Annotated in this window: 15 protein-coding genes and 1 other annotated feature; of the genes, 7 read left to right on the top strand and 8 right to left on the bottom strand. The window is 44.9% G+C overall.

Features of this window, described 5'->3' with window-relative positions; translation table 11 throughout:
• Positions 1-4: 4 nt before the first annotated feature.
• A complete protein-coding gene (locus P3L57_RS19290) occupies positions 5-154 on the bottom strand; it encodes a teichoic acid D-Ala incorporation-associated protein DltX (protein WP_010332387.1) in 150 nt (49 codons plus the stop codon).
• A gap of 445 nt (positions 155-599) precedes the next feature.
• Between P3L57_RS19290 and P3L57_RS19285 the strand changes: the two genes are divergently transcribed.
• On the top strand, positions 600-1,535 hold the full coding sequence (locus P3L57_RS19285; protein WP_044159973.1) for a 1,4-dihydroxy-2-naphthoate polyprenyltransferase: 936 nt from the start codon (positions 600-602) through the stop codon (positions 1,533-1,535).
• 139 nt (positions 1,536-1,674) lie between these two features.
• Positions 1,675-2,307, top strand: coding sequence for a GTP pyrophosphokinase YwaC (ywaC, locus tag P3L57_RS19280; protein WP_059292252.1), 633 nt, complete (start codon positions 1,675-1,677; stop codon positions 2,305-2,307).
• Positions 2,308-2,336: 29 nt separating this feature from the next.
• On the opposite strand, the gene P3L57_RS19275 is transcribed toward ywaC, so the two are convergent.
• The 3 genes from P3L57_RS19275 to P3L57_RS19265 form a co-directional block, all read right to left on the bottom strand.
• Entirely contained in the window at positions 2,337-3,704 is a 1,368-nt protein-coding gene (locus P3L57_RS19275; RefSeq protein ID WP_044159970.1) for a M28 family metallopeptidase, read from the bottom strand.
• A 152-nt stretch (positions 3,705-3,856) separates the two neighbouring features.
• Positions 3,857-5,095 (bottom strand): tyrosine--tRNA ligase, encoded by a 1,239-nt coding sequence (gene tyrS / locus P3L57_RS19270; RefSeq protein ID WP_069486741.1) that lies wholly within the window; start codon positions 5,093-5,095, stop codon positions 3,857-3,859.
• Between the two features lie 44 nt (positions 5,096-5,139).
• Positions 5,140-5,352 (bottom strand) — a binding site (T-box leader).
• The gene (locus P3L57_RS19265; protein ID WP_069486742.1) at positions 5,347-5,862 is read right to left on the bottom strand and encodes a MarR family transcriptional regulator; all 516 of its coding nucleotides are present in this window, start codon (positions 5,860-5,862) and stop codon (positions 5,347-5,349) included. Its footprint overlaps the feature before it by 6 nt.
• Before the next feature lie 149 nt (positions 5,863-6,011).
• On the opposite strand from P3L57_RS19265, the gene P3L57_RS19260 reads away from it, so the two are divergent.
• Both P3L57_RS19260 and P3L57_RS19255 read left to right on the top strand, forming a co-directional pair.
• Complete coding sequence (locus P3L57_RS19260) at positions 6,012-6,725, top strand: YwaF family protein (protein WP_059292258.1); 714 nt, start codon at positions 6,012-6,014, stop codon at positions 6,723-6,725.
• A 110-nt stretch (positions 6,726-6,835) separates the two neighbouring features.
• On the top strand, positions 6,836-7,696 hold the full coding sequence (locus P3L57_RS19255) for a glycosyltransferase family 8 protein (RefSeq protein WP_044159962.1): 861 nt from the start codon (positions 6,836-6,838) through the stop codon (positions 7,694-7,696).
• A 51-nt stretch (positions 7,697-7,747) separates the two neighbouring features.
• On the opposite strand, the gene sacY is transcribed toward P3L57_RS19255, so the two are convergent.
• The 3 genes from sacY to P3L57_RS19240 form a co-directional block, all read right to left on the bottom strand.
• Entirely contained in the window at positions 7,748-8,590 is an 843-nt protein-coding gene (gene sacY / locus P3L57_RS19250; RefSeq protein ID WP_059292691.1) for a transcription antiterminator SacY, read from the bottom strand.
• A gap of 51 nt (positions 8,591-8,641) precedes the next feature.
• On the bottom strand, positions 8,642-10,021 hold the full coding sequence (locus P3L57_RS19245) for a sucrose-specific PTS transporter subunit IIBC (RefSeq protein WP_044159961.1): 1,380 nt from the start codon (positions 10,019-10,021) through the stop codon (positions 8,642-8,644).
• Between the two features lie 444 nt (positions 10,022-10,465).
• On the bottom strand, positions 10,466-12,403 hold the full coding sequence (locus P3L57_RS19240) for a minor protease Epr (RefSeq protein ID WP_069486743.1): 1,938 nt from the start codon (positions 12,401-12,403) through the stop codon (positions 10,466-10,468).
• Between the two features lie 226 nt (positions 12,404-12,629).
• Between P3L57_RS19240 and celB the strand changes: the two genes are divergently transcribed.
• Together celB and P3L57_RS19230 are read left to right on the top strand one after the other, a co-directional pair.
• Positions 12,630-13,964, top strand: a complete 1,335-nt coding sequence (celB, locus tag P3L57_RS19235) for a PTS cellobiose transporter subunit IIC (protein ID WP_059292260.1) — start codon at positions 12,630-12,632, stop codon at positions 13,962-13,964.
• An 88-nt stretch (positions 13,965-14,052) separates the two neighbouring features.
• A complete protein-coding gene (locus P3L57_RS19230; RefSeq protein WP_069486744.1) occupies positions 14,053-14,730 on the top strand; it encodes a DUF2711 family protein in 678 nt (225 codons plus the stop codon).
• A 40-nt stretch (positions 14,731-14,770) separates the two neighbouring features.
• On the opposite strand, the gene glxA is transcribed toward P3L57_RS19230, so the two are convergent.
• Positions 14,771-15,151, bottom strand: coding sequence for a glyoxalase GlxA (gene glxA, locus P3L57_RS19225; protein WP_044159953.1), 381 nt, complete (start codon positions 15,149-15,151; stop codon positions 14,771-14,773).
• A 121-nt stretch (positions 15,152-15,272) separates the two neighbouring features.
• Between glxA and P3L57_RS19220 the strand changes: the two genes are divergently transcribed.
• Positions 15,273-16,460, top strand: a complete 1,188-nt coding sequence (locus tag P3L57_RS19220; RefSeq protein WP_069486745.1) for a class I SAM-dependent rRNA methyltransferase — start codon at positions 15,273-15,275, stop codon at positions 16,458-16,460.
• Positions 16,461-16,462: the final 2 nt, after the last annotated feature.

Here is a 16,462-nt window from a genome sequence, read left to right as displayed (position 1 = left end):
CCAATTAGAAATCGTTATAAATATAAGAACCGGTATTCGCGGTGTGAAAACCATACATAAAAAACAAAACAAGCAGTATCAACAAATAAAAGCCTGTATGACATGTCCACTTGACAGCGGGTTTTTCATACAGCTGTTTCATCAATTGCAGCATATTCAAATTCCCTTCCCGTTTTTTCGACAATTACATGAGTATATGACGAGCGGATGCGCAAAAAGTTTCATATTTTCCCTAATATCCCTCAAATTTATATATCGGCTTCTGCCTTCAGAAGTGAATTTTTATCTTTGAAAGAGGATGAATGAAGTTTCTCTGACTGATTCATTATAAAGGAAAGAATAAATGTTATGAAGAGAACTTTTTAACTTTTAAAAAGCGTAAATGATTTAAAAAAAATTTTCCGCTCCTGTTTATAAAGGCGCAGGCAGAACTCTAATGAAATCAGGGCAGAAAGCGTATAATAAGAAGGAAAACGCCCGCTTAAGGTATCTTGTGAAATGGTGGAGAAGTCATTATGATAGATAAGGAAGCAAAACGCAAGTTTCATCAAGTGGCCGGCTGAAAAAAAGTAAGCCTTTTAATAGAAAGGAAGAGGAAGATGAACCAAACAAATAAGGGTGAGGGTCAGACAGCGCCGGAAAAAGAAAGTATGGGGCAGATCCTGTGGCAATTAACGCGTCCGCATACATTAACGGCGTCGTTTGTTCCTGTGCTTCTCGGAACCGTTTTGGCGATGTTTTATGTGAAGGTTGATTTGCTGCTGTTTCTGGCTATGCTGTTTTCTTGCTTATGGATCCAGATCGCGACGAACTTATTCAATGAATACTACGATTTTAAACGCGGGTTAGATACAGCTGAATCTGTCGGAATCGGCGGCGCAATTGTCAGACATGGTATGAAGCCCAAAACGATTCTGCAATTAGCTCTTGCTTCATACGGCATTGCCATTTTACTCGGTGTTTATATTTGCATGAGCAGCAGCTGGTGGCTGGCTGCCATCGGCCTCGTCGGAATGGCGATAGGCTACCTGTATACAGGCGGGCCTCTGCCGATTGCATATACACCGTTCGGCGAGTTATTCTCAGGCATTTGCATGGGTTCGGTGTTTGTGCTGATTTCATTTTTTATTCAGACAGATAAGATCAATATGCAAAGCATTTTGATTTCGATTCCGATTGCGATTCTTGTCGGCGCGATCAACCTGTCGAACAATATTCGTGATATCGAAGAGGATAAAAAAGGCGGACGCAAAACATTGGCGATCCTGATGGGGCATAAAGGAGCCGTCACTCTGCTGGCTGCATCGTTTGCTGTCGCTTATATTTGGGTTGTCGGCTTGGTTATTACCGGAGCTGCAAGCCCATGGCTGTTTGTCGTCTTTTTGAGCGTGCCTAAGCCGGTTCAGGCGGTGAAAGGCTTCGTCAAAAAAGAACTGCCGATGAATATGATTGTGGCGATGAAATCCACAGCGCAAACCAATACATTTTTCGGATTCCTGCTGTCAATTGGATTATTGATCAGCTATTTCCGGTAAGAAAGAAGACCGCTTTTCGTGCGGTCTTTTTTTGTTACATTCGACAGGATTTTGTAAAAAAATTCATAGAACCTAGCAGCAGGCAGGCACGTCTAGTACATGGACAGCGGATAAAGATCCGTTAAAGGAGATGACGAAAATGGATTTATCTGTAACACATATGGACGATTTAAAAACCGTCATGGAAGACTGGAAAAACGAACTGTTAGTTTATAAATTTGCGCTAGATGCACTTGATACAAAGTTTTCGATTATCAGTCAGGAATATAATTTAATTCACGGCCACAATCCGATTGAACATACAAAATCACGTGTGAAAAGCTTTGAAAGCATCGTAAATAAACTCATGAGAAAGGGCTGCGAGATTACGACACAAGAAATGAAGGAAAATATCCACGATATTGCCGGTGTGCGTATCATTTGTTCCTTTATTTCTGATATTTATAATGTCGTGAACGTCCTGAAGCAGCATGAGGATTTGCGGATCGTAAAGGTAAAGGATTATATTCAGAATCCGAAACCGAACGGCTACCGAAGCCTGCATTTGATTATTGAAATGCCTGTGAACTTAACGAACAGAGTGGAATACGTCAAAGCAGAAATTCAAATCCGCACCATCGCCATGGATTTCTGGGCGAGCTTGGAGCATAAAATCTACTATAAACTGAACAACGATGTCCCTAAACATTTAACCGATGAGCTGAAGGAAGCGGCGGAGATTGCCCACTATTTAGATGAAAAAATGCTGGGGATTAAGAAAGAAGTGGATTAGAAAAGACGGCAGCAATGTGCCGTCTTTTTTTATTTGATATCTTCATAAATATCAGAGGCTTTTGCCTTGATATGTGCCTTCTTGCCGGTTGGTTTTTTCTCTTTTTTCACAGCTTCATAGACAGAGGCTGTCACAAGGTCGCCAGCCTGCTGAAGGCGTTCTTTGCTGATATGTTCGATAGAGTCTTCAGGGGTATGGTACCACGGCTCTACTTCTTCTGTTTCCGGATCTCCCCAAATAAAGTTAGCGGAATCTATGCCGGCTTCATGGAACGGCACGTGATCGGATGAGCCTCCCTGTGTCAGAGACAGGCTGTCGAATCCAATTTTTTCAGCTGCCGTATGGCTGGAATCCCAAACATCGTTAGATTGTCCATCCAAAGTGTTGACATACAGCTCAGACGCATTCTCCCAGCTTGTACCCACCATGTCTAAGTTGAAGTTCACTTCGCTTCGTTTCAACTCTTTTTCTGATAGATGATCTACATAATGAGAGGAGCCGAGCAGGCCGAGCTCTTCAGCGCCAAAGGCGATAAAGCGGATTTCCTTGTCAGAAGGAATGCTTTTCAAGACGCGTGCCATTTCCAGCATGACAGATGTGCCTGATCCGTTGTCATTTGCGCCGGGCGAGAAAGGAACACTGTCATAATGGGCTGTAACGTACACAATATCAGGGTTTTTGATGTTCTTTGGCTTTTTGATACCGATGATGTTCTGGGAGGTTTGGTTTGCGAATGCGTTTAGTTGTAAGGTTGCTTCTTTTTGCTGGATAAGAGTTTCACCGTCTTCTTTCTTAATTCCGACGACAGGAATGCTGACTGTATGTCCTGATAGATTTGGGGTGACAGGCACAAGGCTTTCTTTGTTGTTATAAATGATGACAGCCTTCGCTCCGGCGTCTTGGGCATTTTTGGCTTTCTCGTAATATGTCAGGTCTCCTCTGGAAATCAAGGCGATTTTACCCTTGGCGTCAGCGGTGAAGTCCTTTGGATAGCCAATGCCGGCATTGTAAAGCGGAGCCGTCAGACCTTTTTCCTCAGTCGGGGCTGAGCCGGATGCCGCCCGGAGAAGAATGTCGCGTCCTTCTGAAGACAGCGTTCCCTCAAGCCGGTCAGGGATACTGAATCGTTGAACCTTCACATCAAGCTTTAATTTTTTCAAGGATGAAGCGATCCATAAGGCACTCTTTTTTTCGGCAGATGTGCCGGCTATTCTGGGGCCGATTGTTTCACTAAGCTGTGAAATGGTTGAATATGCACGCTTTGCTTTGAATGGGAGCTCCCGCTGGCTATCTGATATTTGAACAGCATGCGCAGCAGGGGTGACACTCTGTGCCGGCAAGAGAACCGTGCCGGCCGTTAAAACGGCCATCGTCATTACAGTCAAAAGCTTTTTCATAAACATGAACCTCCCCTAATGTTTGGATGGGGAATATTTCGGGATGCTAAAGGATTTTCCTGCAAACTGAAGCGCATTTTTGAAAAGACAGTTCTTTATACCTGCAAAAAAAACGCTTATGAAGCCGATTTCATAAGCGTCAGGAAATCAAATTATCGGAGTTTTAAAAACTTGCGTTTGCCGACCTGGATGATCATATTCTCCTCTATCTCTGCATCGGCGTGAATGTCTGTTATTTTCTCTCCGTTAATCCGGACACCGCCGTTTTGAATCATGCGGCGCGCCTCGCTTTTAGAAGAGAGAAGGTCAAGAGTGACGAGCAGATCGATCATCGCGATCGTTTTCTCACCTTTCCAGTTCACAGCCGGAATATCCTCAGGCAGGCTGTTTTCCTGAAAGATTGTTTTGAAAGATTGTTCGGCTGCTTCAGCGGCTTCTAATCCGTGGTACATTCGGACAATCGTTTTGGCTAAAAGCATTTTGGCATCCCTTGGGTGAACGGCGCCGGTTTCTAAGTCCTTCACGAGCCGTTTTTTCTCTTCAAGCTCCAAGTCCGTTGCCAAATGAATGTATTTTTTCATCAGGCTGTCGGGCAGTGACATTGTTTTCCCGTACATGTCGTTCGGATGTTCGTCAATGCCGATGTAGTTGTGTTTCGATTTCGACATTTTTTCAACACCGTCCAAGCCTTCCAAAAGCGGCATCAGGATGACGACTTGTTTTTCTTTGTTGTATCGTTCTTGAAAATGCCGCCCCATCAGCACATTGAAATGCTGGTCTGTTCCTCCTAATTCAATATCGCTTTCCAGAACGACGGAATCGTATCCCTGCATCAACGGGTAAAAGAATTCATGCAGGGAGATCGGCTTTTGCATGGCGATGCGTTCTTCAAAGTCATCGCGTTCCATCAGGCGGGCTACTGTTATTTTGCCTGCCAAGTCAATAACGTCCTCCAGATGCAATGTTTTCAGCCATTTCGAGTTGTAGTGCAGCTCGACTTTTTCTGGATCAAGCACTTTCCCGAATTGCTGGAAGTATGTTTTGGCGTTGTGCCGGACTTCTTCATCAGTAAGCTGTTTTCTGGCCGCGGACTTGCCTGTCGGATCACCGATTTTTCCTGTGAAATCGCCAATTAAGAGCTGCACAATGTGGCCGTTTTCTTGAAATTGGCGAAGCTTGTTTAAAACGACCGTATGTCCCAGATGAACATCCGGTGCAGAAGGGTCTAATCCGAGTTTGATTTTTAGCGGTGTGCCTGCCGCAATCGATTTGACAAGCTTGGCCTTTAATTCCTCCGGCGGTATGACTTCTTGGGCGCCTGTCATATATAGATCAAGCTGTCTTTCGACTTCTTTTTGCTGTGCTGCTGTGAGCTGATCAAATGTTTTCATTGTTCTTCCTCCTTTTTTAGAAACACAAAAAGAGCCGCATCCCGATAAGGGACGTGGCTCAATGCACGCGGTACCACCCTGGTTGAAGACATTGTCTTCCGCTCATTCGAATAACGGTTTCCCGTCCTTTGCTACTAACGTTCACAAAGAAAGCTCGGGGAGGTAATTCGCGTATGCCTGTGTGCCGGCTCGCACCTTCCGCCGGCTCTCTGAAACAGGGAGACAAACCGCTACTGGATTCCCGTCAAAGCTTATGATGTATGAAGATTGTCCGCTACTTTTCTAAGCAGTCCTGTCAGGTTTTTTTGCTCCTCTTTTGTCATGCCCGTAATCAATTCCGTTTCCCCTTTGTGAAACTCGGGGTAGAGGTCTTCGATCGCTTGTTTGCCGGATTCAGTGATTGTGACAAAAACAAGTCGCCGATCTCTGGTATCGATGCTTTTGGAGCAAAGGCCCTTTTTTTCGAGCGTTTTGATCACGTTGCTTGCTGTTGCTGTTGAAATGCCTGACAGCTCAGCGATTTTTCTCGTTTCGAGTTTGCCCCATACCCATAGATCGTAAAGAATGGAGAAAGCGGTCCAAGATAATTTGTAAGAAGAAAGAACCTCAGTCTCCATTTTGACACGGAGCCTTTGCGCAGACCGATACAGGTTCGTCGCGATCGAAATGGCTTCCAGGTTGAGTGACTCAACGGGCATTTGTTTAAGCTTGCTGAGTGTGTCATGCTCTTCTTTGCGAAGCTGCTGCTGTTTATCTAAACGTTCCATTTGTCGCCGCCTTAAATTATCAGAATCATTAGCTATGAAATGAATTGTAGCAGAGACGGTGGTGAACTTCAAGCCTATATTTTTCGGTTGCATAAAAAAAGCCAAAAGAACACCACAATAAAGAAAAACCCGCAGACGGGGGTGCAATTGTGCAAAAATATGTTCAAGGCGTGTATAAACACGATCCGTTTCATCTGTTTTCGACAGAGCATGCACTGACATTAAGCTTGATCGGCATGCTTGCCATTCTTTTGTTTTTGTTCCGCCGGCCAGTCAGCCGGCCGGCATTCAGTACATTTCTGCGCTATTTGTTTGTGTTTCTTTTGCTTGCTTCACAAATTGGTTACCAAATATGGATGATCGCCGCGGGCAGGTGGTCGGTGCGGACTTCTCTGCCTCTTCAGCTGAGTGATTTGTCTGTGTATTTATCAGCTATTATGCTGGTGACAAAAAGCAGAAAGCTGTTTGTGTTTTTGTATTTTGTCGGCATCGGAAGCTCACTTCAGGCGCTTCTGACCCCAGACCTTGGCATGTTCTCATTTCCGCATGTGCGGTATATTCTCTTTTTTATTTCGCATGGGTCCGTGTTTCTGTCCTGTCTGCTTATGGCGGTGATTGGCACGTACAGACTCAGACAGCGCTCTTTATGGGTGACTGTTTTGATTGTCAATCTGTACGGAGGGATCATTTATCTGGTTGACCGCTGGCTGAATGCGAATTATATGTATTTAACGAAAAAGCCGGGCGGCTCTTCGCTATTGGATGTTCTCGGGCCTTGGCCATGGTATATCGCCTCAGCTGAAGCCATTACGATCGCGAGCTTTTTCATCCTTTATTGGCTTTATCGGATGTTCAAAAAATAACACCTTTTTTGTTGTATAGCACATTCTATTTAAAAAAATATTGGAGATTAGTGTTTAATTTTCTGAAAAAGGGAATGTAACTTGTACAACACAAAGGGAGATGAATACCATTGAAGAAAGATGAAATTATGCATATCGTATCATGCGCAGATGATAATTATGCTCGTCATTTAGGTGGGATGTTCGTTTCTTTATTGACAAACATGGACCAGAACAGAAAAGTAAAGCTATATGTGATTGATGGGGGAATTGAGCCTGATAACAAAAAAAGGCTGGAAGAAACCACATTGAAGTTCGGCGTGCCGATTGAGTTTTTAGAAGTGGATGCCAACCAGTATGAACATGCGGTGGAAAGCAGCCACATTACAAAAGCGGCGTATTACCGCATTTCGATTCCTGACTTAATTAAGGATGAGAGCATTAAGCGAATGATTTATGTCGATTGTGATGCACTTGTCCTTGAGGATATTTCGAAACTATGGGACTTGGACATCGCTCCATACACCGTTGCTGCTGTGGAAGATGCGGGGCAGCATGAACGTTTGAAAGAAATGAATATCACTGACACGGGAAAATATTTTAACTCAGGTATTATGGTTATTGATATGGAACCTTGGAGAAAGCAAAACATCACAGAAAAAGTTCTCAACTTTATCAATGAAAACGGTTCTGAAGATTTTCTTGTGTTACATGACCAAGATGCGCTGAACGCGATCTTATATGATAAGTGGTATGAGCTTCATCCGCGCTGGAACGCTCAAACATACATCATGTTAAAACTGAAAACACCTCCGACACTGTTAGGACGGAAGCAATATAATGAAACGAGAGAAAACCCGGCAATCGTCCACTTCTGCGGCGGAGAAAAGCCTTGGAACTCCAATACAAAACATCCGTATCGTGATGAGTATTTCCATTACATGTCCTATACAAAGTGGAATACGATCGGAAACCCGGCCATCAATCAATAATCTATATATGAAAAAAACGCTTTTGAGATGATCAAAAGCGTTTTTTGTTTATCAGCGGGCCACTGACCGATGATAAAAGCGCTGAATATGCATGGCGATATAGCACAATTCTTTTTCAGGAAATTCAAAGCCGTATTCTTTTTTCACAAATGTGCCGATGCTTTTGGCGCATAGGAAAGCATCCTTGAATCTTTCTTTAATGATGGCGATCATTTCTGAATCCAGCTCGTAAATGGTTTCGCCTGCTTTGATATGCTGAATGGCAAAGCGCAAATGGGTCACGAGCCTTTCGTAAGAAATGGTATCCTCCACAATGTTGATCGACAGCTGGGTTTCAATAATGCCGATAATATCACGGATCATCGTTGTAATATCAAGTGTCTGTGTCATGTCGCCGGCGTTGTTTCTCGCTGTGTGAATGTGCATGGCGATATTGCCGATTTCATCATCAGGAATCTCAATGCCCAGTTTCTCTTTAATCAGCGCTCTAGCCCACATGCCGATTTGGAATTCCTTCGGATAAAGAACTTTGATCTCATTCAGCAGCGGATTTTTGATGACCATTCCGTTGCTCAGGCGTTCGATCGCAAATGAGAGGTGGTCTGAAAACGCAACGTGAATCCGTTCGTTGATTTTGATGTTCAGTTCTTGTTCAGCATGGGAAATAATTTGCTCGGAGATTTGAATATGGTCTTCCGGCAATGTTTCTAAAATCTCTTCGAATTGTTTATAGTCAGGTGTATCTTTTCTGACGAATGTTTTTTCGATTTTAGACGGATCAACAATATCATTTTTTCTTTTGTCGAACGCAATTCCTGCACCCAAGAGAATCTTCTCTTCATTTTGATCCTTTACGACGATTGCATTATGATTTAATATTCTTTTAATTTTCATAGCTTTTGTCCTTTCATCCCCCGTTTTATGAATGAAATCGAATAAATCCAGTTATTCTGTCTCTTCTTTAAACCCGAGAAACAATGTAGCTATAAAAGCAGAGACGGCCGCGATCAAAAAACCGATCATATAATGAACAAAATTCGCAATGCCAAACGGCAGCACGATTGAAATCATCGGGATGCCGGTCAGTCCGTAGGAATTCGAAACGACGTGTGCCCCAACTACATACGCCCCGCCGAGAGCGCCTCCAATAGCGGCTCCGATAAAGGGGCGGATCAGCTTCACATTTACTCCGAAAACAATTGGCTCCACAATGCCTAAAAACGCGGTAAGGGAAGCGGGGAGCGCGATTTTCTTCAGGCCTGACTGCTTCGTTTTGAAGAAAACCGCCAGTCCTGCTCCGCCTTGCGCCACATTCGCCATTGACCATATCGGCACCAAAAAGTTCACACCCACATGAGGGTCAGCAAGCAAAGTCGCTTCAATCGCATAAAAGCTATGATGCAAGCCTGATAGAACGATAGTGGAATAGATGCCCCCGAAAAGAGCTCCGGCAGCAATGCCCGCGTGGTGATAAATGTATTCAATTGATTGTGAAATGACCTGGCCGATGATAGCTGCGGCGGGGTTCATCACAATCAGCGCGAGACACCCTGTCACCATCACAGTGATAAAGGGAATGATCACGACATCAAGTGACTTGGGCACAATCGTTTTTAAAAGCTTCTCAATTTTGCTCATGATATAAATGGAGAGAAGAATCGGTATAATGGCGCCCTGATAGCCCATCAATGGAATGTGCAGCCCCCATATGTCCAAGGAAGCGGGGGTTTTGCTGCCGAGCATAGATGGATCAAGCAAATCAGGATGAGTCAGAAGCCCTCCTATCAATGCCCCTAAAAATGGGTTGCTGCCAAATTGTCTGGCGGCACTGAAGCCAACCAAAATCGGCAGCAGAATAAAGGCGGTGCTGGACACGAGATCCAGCATTTTGATCCACGGGCTATCGGCAGAGAACCAGTGAAAGACCCGAATCATGCCGATCAGCCCCATGAGCAAACCGTTTGCTGTTATCGCCGGGATAATCGGCATGAAAATATCGGACAGCGTTTTAGCAAATGTTGTGACGGGGTTCAGTTTGCGTCTGGCATGTTTCTCTTGAACAGCCTCTTCAGAAGGCGCTGCCTCCCACACACAAACGACTTCTTTATAAATTTTGTTGACGATACCCGCCCCAAAAATAATCTGGAACAGGCCATATCTGAAAAAGGTGCCCTGCACACCTTGCAGATTTTCAATAGCACGTATGTCGATTCTCGTTTCATCCTTTACTTCAAAACGAAGACGAGTTGTACAGTGGCTGATGCTGATAATGTTGCTTTTTCCTCCTGCGAGGAGCAATAATTCTTTCGCAATTTCTTTTTGCAAACAATAAAAACCTCCTCTGTTGAAGAAAAGTCGGCTTGTTCATCGTATCAAATGAAAAGTTGACAATCAAAATGAAAAAAGTGAGAAAAATGTAAAGCGTGCAGAGCCGTCAAAAAATGCCCTCGTCGGGTGACGGGGCATACGAAACATATAAAGCAGAAATGTCATTGGCGCCGTTACGAGCCCAACACGAAAAGAAGAGTTAAAATGCCTTTCTTTTTCTAGGCACTAATACTCCCTTTGCATCGTTGGGTCTTGCCTGCTTGCCAGTCACAATCCCGCAATATGCAGTTGATATCTGTAATAACGTTCATTTTATGCTGTTCACAGCAGGATAGCAATAGTATGAAAAGCCTGTGAAGCAAATGGGAAAAAGGTTGCGTACACAGTTTAACAGACGAAAAAACCTTTAAGACGTAACACTCGTCTTAAAGGTTCTTTCAATTATTTCTTCGGCTTAACGGCGTTCAGCCGTTTTTGCAGCTTTGTTTTTTCATGGGATGCTTTTAATTGATTGACTGCGGACTGAGCGGCTGTTTTTGATTTTTTTGTCTTGTCTTTTTCCGCTTTTTTCACTTTGGCTTTGGCCGTTTCGACTTTTTTGGCTTCAGCTGCCGCCACTTTTTTCTTCACTTTATCTAACCGTTTTTGCAATGACGTTTTGTCTTTTCCGGACTGAAGTTCATTGACGGCCTTTTGGGCTTTCGCCGCGTTTGCGTCAGTTGATTTTTTTTCCGCTGCGGCGACGGATTGCTGCGCCGTTTTTACATTGCTGCTTTTCACTTTGTTGAGACGCTTCTGCAGGGACGTTTTTTCTGAGCCTGCCGGAAGCTTGCTGACTGCCGATTGAGCGCTGCCGACATCTGTTTTCTTTTTGCTTTTTTCCGCTTTGGCGACTTTGTCCTTTGCTTGCTTTGATGCGATATAGCGCTTGACCTGATCTAACCGTTTTTGCAGGTTCTTTTTATCCGTGCCGTTCGGCAGTTTGTTGATCGCGGCTTGTGCTGTATCAACGGTTTGCTGGGTTTTATACTTTTCTGCCTTTGCCGCTTTGTCCTTCGCGTCTTTTACATTTCTGTATGCCTGAACGTTATCCAGTCTTTTTTGCAAAGCTTTTTTGGCGCTGGAATTCGGCAGCTTGCTGACGAGCTTTTTCGCTTTGTCGATATCGGCTTGTGTTTTTGTCTGTTCGGCTTTTTTGACCGCTTGCTCAGCCGCCGCGTACGCTTTATCTGCCTGCTGGGCTTTATACCTGATCAGGCCATAGCCGAATTGCTGATCGCGGCCCGTAATTCCGAGATCAACGATGTTTTTCTGCATGAGGGCGCGAAGCTGCACGTTCGTGTTGCCAGGATCACGCTGTTTTAATAACGCAAACATGGCAGCGGCGTGCGGTGTCGCTTGGGATGTGCCGCTTCCCGTCGCGTAATATTGATGTAAATACGTGCTCGTGATGTCTGTTCCCGGTGCTGAAAATTCAACTTGATTTCCTGTTGTTGAAAAGGCTGCGAGCTGATTGTGTTGATCTGTCGCTGACACTGCAACGACACTGCTGTATGCCGCCGGGTAATTTACTGGCTTGCCGTTTCCTTCATTTCCGCTTGCGGCAACGAGCAGTACGCCTTTTTCATATGCTTTGTCCATGGCGTCATGAAGAATCTGGCTGTCTGAAGACGTGCCAAGACTCATATTGACGATATCCATTCCATTCGCTATCGACCAGTCGATCCCTTTGAGAAGACCTTGAAGATCTCCCGAGCCGTTCTGATCCAGCGCTTTAACCGCATATATTTGTGCTTCCGGTGCGATGCCGTCAATTCCGTAGCCGTTATGCTTAGCGCCGATAATCCCGGCGACATGTGTTCCGTGGCCGTTATCGTCTTTGTAAGAAGAGGTGTAACTGACAGCTGAGTACCCGCCGGAAATCGACAGGTCGTCGTGGGGAGAGATCCCGCTGTCAATGACAGCGATTTTGACGTTTTTGCCTGTCAGCCCCTCCTTCCAAGCCTGTTTGACCTGAATCGGTTCAAGATTCCATTGCTCGAAGTTGTCAGAGGTGTCGGCGTTCTCTGACAGTACTTTGAGGTCTGTATTGTCCGCTGCGGTGAACGTGACATTGTTTTCGACATACAAAATATCAGGATCCTGTTTGAATTCTTTTACTGTCTCTGGATCTGCTGTAACAGCTACCGCCGGAAGATGCTGATACTGCTGCTCAACCTCAGCATCACTGTCCAGAACGGTTTCCTTGCCGTCTGTGTTTTTATAGACCACAATGACCTCTTTCTCGCTGCTGGTTTCTGCATGTGCAAGAGGCCCAAGGGCGAGAAAACTGAAAAACAGAGTGACTGATACAACAAGTTTGCAAAACGTGTTTTTCATGGTTCTTCTCCTTTTTCTATGATGTTTGATATATATATCGGAGGAAAATGTGATTTTGATAATAAGAAGGAAAGATTTTTTCATTGACAGGGTTGTTCAGAAGAATGCAGATTTTTTCCGCAGAAAGAGGAAATTTTCCGCATGAATTTGTAAGCGTTTTCAAAATAAGATAAAGAAAACATTGCAAAGGTTGTTTACAAAGCAGTGAAAAAAGGGGGCTTTTCAGATGAGCGCATTCACTCGGGTGATGGAAGAAAAAATCATGCCTGTCGCTGGGAAAATTGCCGGGCAGCGGCATCTCAGCGCTTTGCGTGACGGAATTGTTTTGACCATGCCGCTGATTATTATCGGTTCTGTCTTTTTGATTTTAACCAGTCTGCCGATTCCCGGTTATGCTGATTTTATGGCGAGTGTGTTTGGGGAACAGTGGGCGGATAAGCTTGGCTATCCTGTCAATGCTTCATTCGATATTATGGCAATGATTGCGGCTTTCGGGATCGCCTATCGGCTGGCGGAAAGCTACGGTGTTGATGCCCTGTCGGCCGGAGCGATTTCAATTGCAGCCTTCTTATTGGCAACGCCGTTCGAGGTGCCTTTTACGCCGGATGGCTCAACAGAATCAATCATGGTCGGAGGCGGAATTCCCATTACATTGCTAGGCAGCAAGGGACTGTTTGTCGCCATGATCATCGCCTTGTTTTCGACTGAAGTCTACCGGTACATCATTCAAAAAAATATTGTGTTTAACATGCCTGACGGCGTGCCGCCGGCGGTAAGCAAATCATTTGTCGCGCTGATTCCCGGCTTTATTATCGTATTTCTTATATGGCTGGCGCGTCTTCTGATTGAAATGACGCCTTTTGAAAGCCTGCACAATGTCGTCGGAGACCTGCTCGGCACGCCGCTTTCCATCCTTGGCGGCAGCCTCGGAGGGAGTCTGATCGCTGAATTCGTGCAAATGCTGCTTTGGGCGTGCGGCATTCACGGCGCTTCGATCATCGGCGGTATTATGGCGCCGATTTGGTATGGCGCCATGGATGCAAACCGTCTCGCGTTTCAAGCGGGCGAGGCGCTGCCGAGTATTTTTACGACTCAGTTTTTTCAAATTTGGATCAATGTCGGCGGAAGCGGAGCAACGCTGGCGCTTGTACTCACAATGCTTGTGCGGTCCCGGAGCAAACAGATGAAGCAGCTCGGCCGATTAGGGATTGGTCCTGCGCTATTTAACATCAACGAGCCGATCATTTTCGGCATGCCGATTGTGATGAACCCGCTCCTTATCGTTCCGTTCATCATAGCCCCGCTCCTCACCATTACCGCCACTTATATCGGCATGAGCACAGGACTGGTGGCAAGGCCCGCCGGAATCGCCGTGCCATGGACCATGCCGCCGCTCATATCAGGGTACCTGGCGACAGGCGGAAAAGTATCGGGAGCGGTCATGCAGCTGGTGAACCTGCTCATTACGTGTGCTCTCTACTATCCGTTTTTCAGAATATGGGATCATCAAAAATGGAAGGAAGAGAGTGCGGTTGAATCCGGGGATAAAAATGTGACGTGATGTAGCTGTAATAGATCATCAGCTGTTAAAGGGCTGATGATCTTCTATCAACTATGAGTAAATGTTAGAATATGTAAAGGGGGTGCGCATGCTAGAATACATATGGTTAGATGACGAATCACCAATCTTAAAACAAATACCAGTTGAATATACATCAGCTGCTATTTTATTTTCTCCTTTTATTCAAATGCCTGAAGGGTGGGAAAAAGCTAAGAGAAAAAATGAGTATGAGCATATTTATCCAAATGATCAAGAAGTAAGGGAAAAAGGAAAAGCATTTACATGGAAAGAGATCACGTCTTCATGCGGATTCCAAACACATGCAGAGCTGGCGCTGGCTTTGAAGACATCGATATTTGCTTTAAGGGATGAGTACGCGAGAGAGGATTTGGCTGAACTTTTACATGCGAACTTAAAAGGAGATCTCTTTTATCCCAGTGAGGACCATATTTCAAATTTTCATATTCTCGGTTTGGTAAAAGTGCTTCGTTACAACGGCTCCAATCGGTTTTATTACTCAGAACCAATTGTGGAAAACAGCGGCTTTCTGGACACAACTGAGGCTAACTTGCGGACGGTTCTTGATGAAGCCGCCGCAGAGCTCATTTTGACTGATGAGAAAATGGATTTTGTGTTTATGAGTGTATACGACTCATTCATGAATGTTTTTCTTGCGAAAGATGAAAACATTCATGACATGGTTCAGCGTATGGGCTGGGAGGCCATGTTTTGCGATGAAACTACGTATATGAATTGGTATAGATAAGAAAAGAACGTACCCCTAAACAGAGATACGTTCTTTTTTCTTACCGCTGAAAGAACTCAATCCACTCGCCGTCAGGACCTTCGATATAAAAATACCGATACCCGTTTGGAAGTGTTGTGATCTCTTCGTCGATAAATTTCGCATTCATTCTTTCCGCTTTTGTATATTCGGCCGCGATGTCATCAGTCAGCAGGGCAATGTGATGCACTTTACCTTCGGCGGGAAGCTCGCTGCTGTAGCCTTGAATCAGTTCGATTTCTGTTTCCGGACCATCTTCAAAGCCAAGAAAAGCAAGCTCGATAATACCGTTCGTATGAGTGATGCGGTCCTTCAATTTCATGCCGAGAACCTCTTCATAAAATGAAATGGACGCGTTCATATCTCTTACCATAATGCCTGTATGGTCAATTCGTTTTGCCATGCTGTTCCTCCTAGAAACTCTTTTTGTCTATCGTAGAAAAACCTTTCCTTTCTGTCAATGAAGACATCTTGGCGTTTTGTGGTACGATAAGAAAAAGCAAACAGAAAGAGGACGAACATATATGAAGCTACTCACCCTAAAGCAAGCACATGCTGCAAAAATCAAAAAAGGCTATCCGCTGATCGAAAAGGAAGCTCTCACCGGCAGTGCGGGGCACGTCAAAGAAGGCGACCTCGTTGATGTCGTGTCTGAAAGCGGCGAGTTTCTCGCAAGGGGCTACTACGGCCTGCAAAACAAAGGGGTCGGCTGGACGCTTACCCGCAATAAAAATGAACAAATCGACCAAGCATTTTTCCTCAGCAAATTAACAAAAGCGGTACAAGCGCGTGCAAATCTTTTTGCGGCGCCTGATACAACGGCTTTCCGCCTCTTCAACGGTGAGGGCGACGGCATTGGCGGCGTCACCGTTGATTATTATGACGGGTACCTGCTGCTCCAATGGTACAGCAAAGGCATTTACACTTTTAAAGAAACGTTGATTGCCGCTCTGGATGAACTGGATATTGAATATAAAGCGATTTACGAAAAGAAACGCTTCGATACGGCTGGACAGTATGTCGAGGATGATGACTTCGTGAAGGGAGAAAGAGGCGAGTTCCCGATCATCATTCAAGAAAACGGGATACAATACGCGGTTGATTTAAACGAAGGCGCCATGACAGGTATCTTTTTAGATCAAAGACATGTGCGCAAAGCGATCAGAGACCGCTATGCCAGTGGGAAAAATGTCTTAAACACGTTTTCTTATACGGGTGCGTTCTCAGTGGCGGCAGCGTTAGGCGGAGCGGAAAAAACAACAAGCGTGGACGTGGCAAATCGAAGCCTCGCCAAAACGATCGAGCAATTCAGCGTGAACAAGCTGGATTACGAGGCGCACGATATTAAAGTGATGGATGTTTTTAAATACTTCTCATATGCGGCGAAAAAGGATCTGCGCTTTGATCTGATTGTTCTCGACCCGCCATCCTTTGCCCGCACAAAAAAACGCACCTTCAGCGCGGCCAAGGATTATAAAAATCTGCTGAAGGAAACGATCGCCATTACAGCCGACAAGGGCATCATTGTCGCCTCTACAAACAGCAGCGCCTTCGGAATGAAGAAATTCAAAGGCTTTATCGATGCCGCGTTCAAAGAAGTAAATGAACGCTATACGATCATAGAGGAATTTACATTGCCAGAGGACTTTAAAACGATGTCAGCATATCCGGAAGGCAATTACTTAAAGGTTGTCTTTCTGCAGAAAAAATAAAA

This window comes from Bacillus sp. B28, from assembly GCF_029536185.1.
GTDB lineage: Bacteria > Bacillota > Bacilli > Bacillales > Bacillaceae > Bacillus > Bacillus halotolerans.
Note: the sequence above shows the minus strand (reverse complement) of the source record. Positions and strands in the feature narration are given on the sequence as shown.

Bases quoted from the DNA above. Each gene is read 5' to 3' on its own strand.
- P3L57_RS19290 (WP_010332387.1), bottom strand. From the start codon at position 154: ATGCTGCAATTGATGAAACAGCTGTATGAAAAACCCGCTGTCAAGTGG.
- P3L57_RS19285 (WP_044159973.1), top strand. From the start codon at position 600: ATGAACCAAACAAATAAGGGTGAGGGTCAGACAGCGCCGGAAAAAGAA.
- ywaC (WP_059292252.1), top strand. From the start codon at position 1,675: ATGGATTTATCTGTAACACATATGGACGATTTAAAAACCGTCATGGAA.
- P3L57_RS19275 (WP_044159970.1), bottom strand. From the start codon at position 3,704: ATGAAAAAGCTTTTGACTGTAATGACGATGGCCGTTTTAACGGCCGGC.
- tyrS (WP_069486741.1), bottom strand. From the start codon at position 5,095: ATGAAAACATTTGATCAGCTCACAGCAGCACAGCAAAAAGAAGTCGAA.
- P3L57_RS19265 (WP_069486742.1), bottom strand. From the start codon at position 5,862: ATGGAACGTTTAGATAAACAGCAGCAGCTTCGCAAAGAAGAGCATGAC.
- sacY (WP_059292691.1), bottom strand. From the start codon at position 8,590: ATGAAAATTAAAAGAATATTAAATCATAATGCAATCGTCGTAAAGGAT.
- P3L57_RS19240 (WP_069486743.1), bottom strand. From the start codon at position 12,403: ATGAAAAACACGTTTTGCAAACTTGTTGTATCAGTCACTCTGTTTTTC.
- celB (WP_059292260.1), top strand. From the start codon at position 12,630: ATGAGCGCATTCACTCGGGTGATGGAAGAAAAAATCATGCCTGTCGCT.
- P3L57_RS19230 (WP_069486744.1), top strand. From the start codon at position 14,053: ATGCTAGAATACATATGGTTAGATGACGAATCACCAATCTTAAAACAA.
- glxA (WP_044159953.1), bottom strand. From the start codon at position 15,151: ATGGCAAAACGAATTGACCATACAGGCATTATGGTAAGAGATATGAAC.
- P3L57_RS19220 (WP_069486745.1), top strand. From the start codon at position 15,273: ATGAAGCTACTCACCCTAAAGCAAGCACATGCTGCAAAAATCAAAAAA.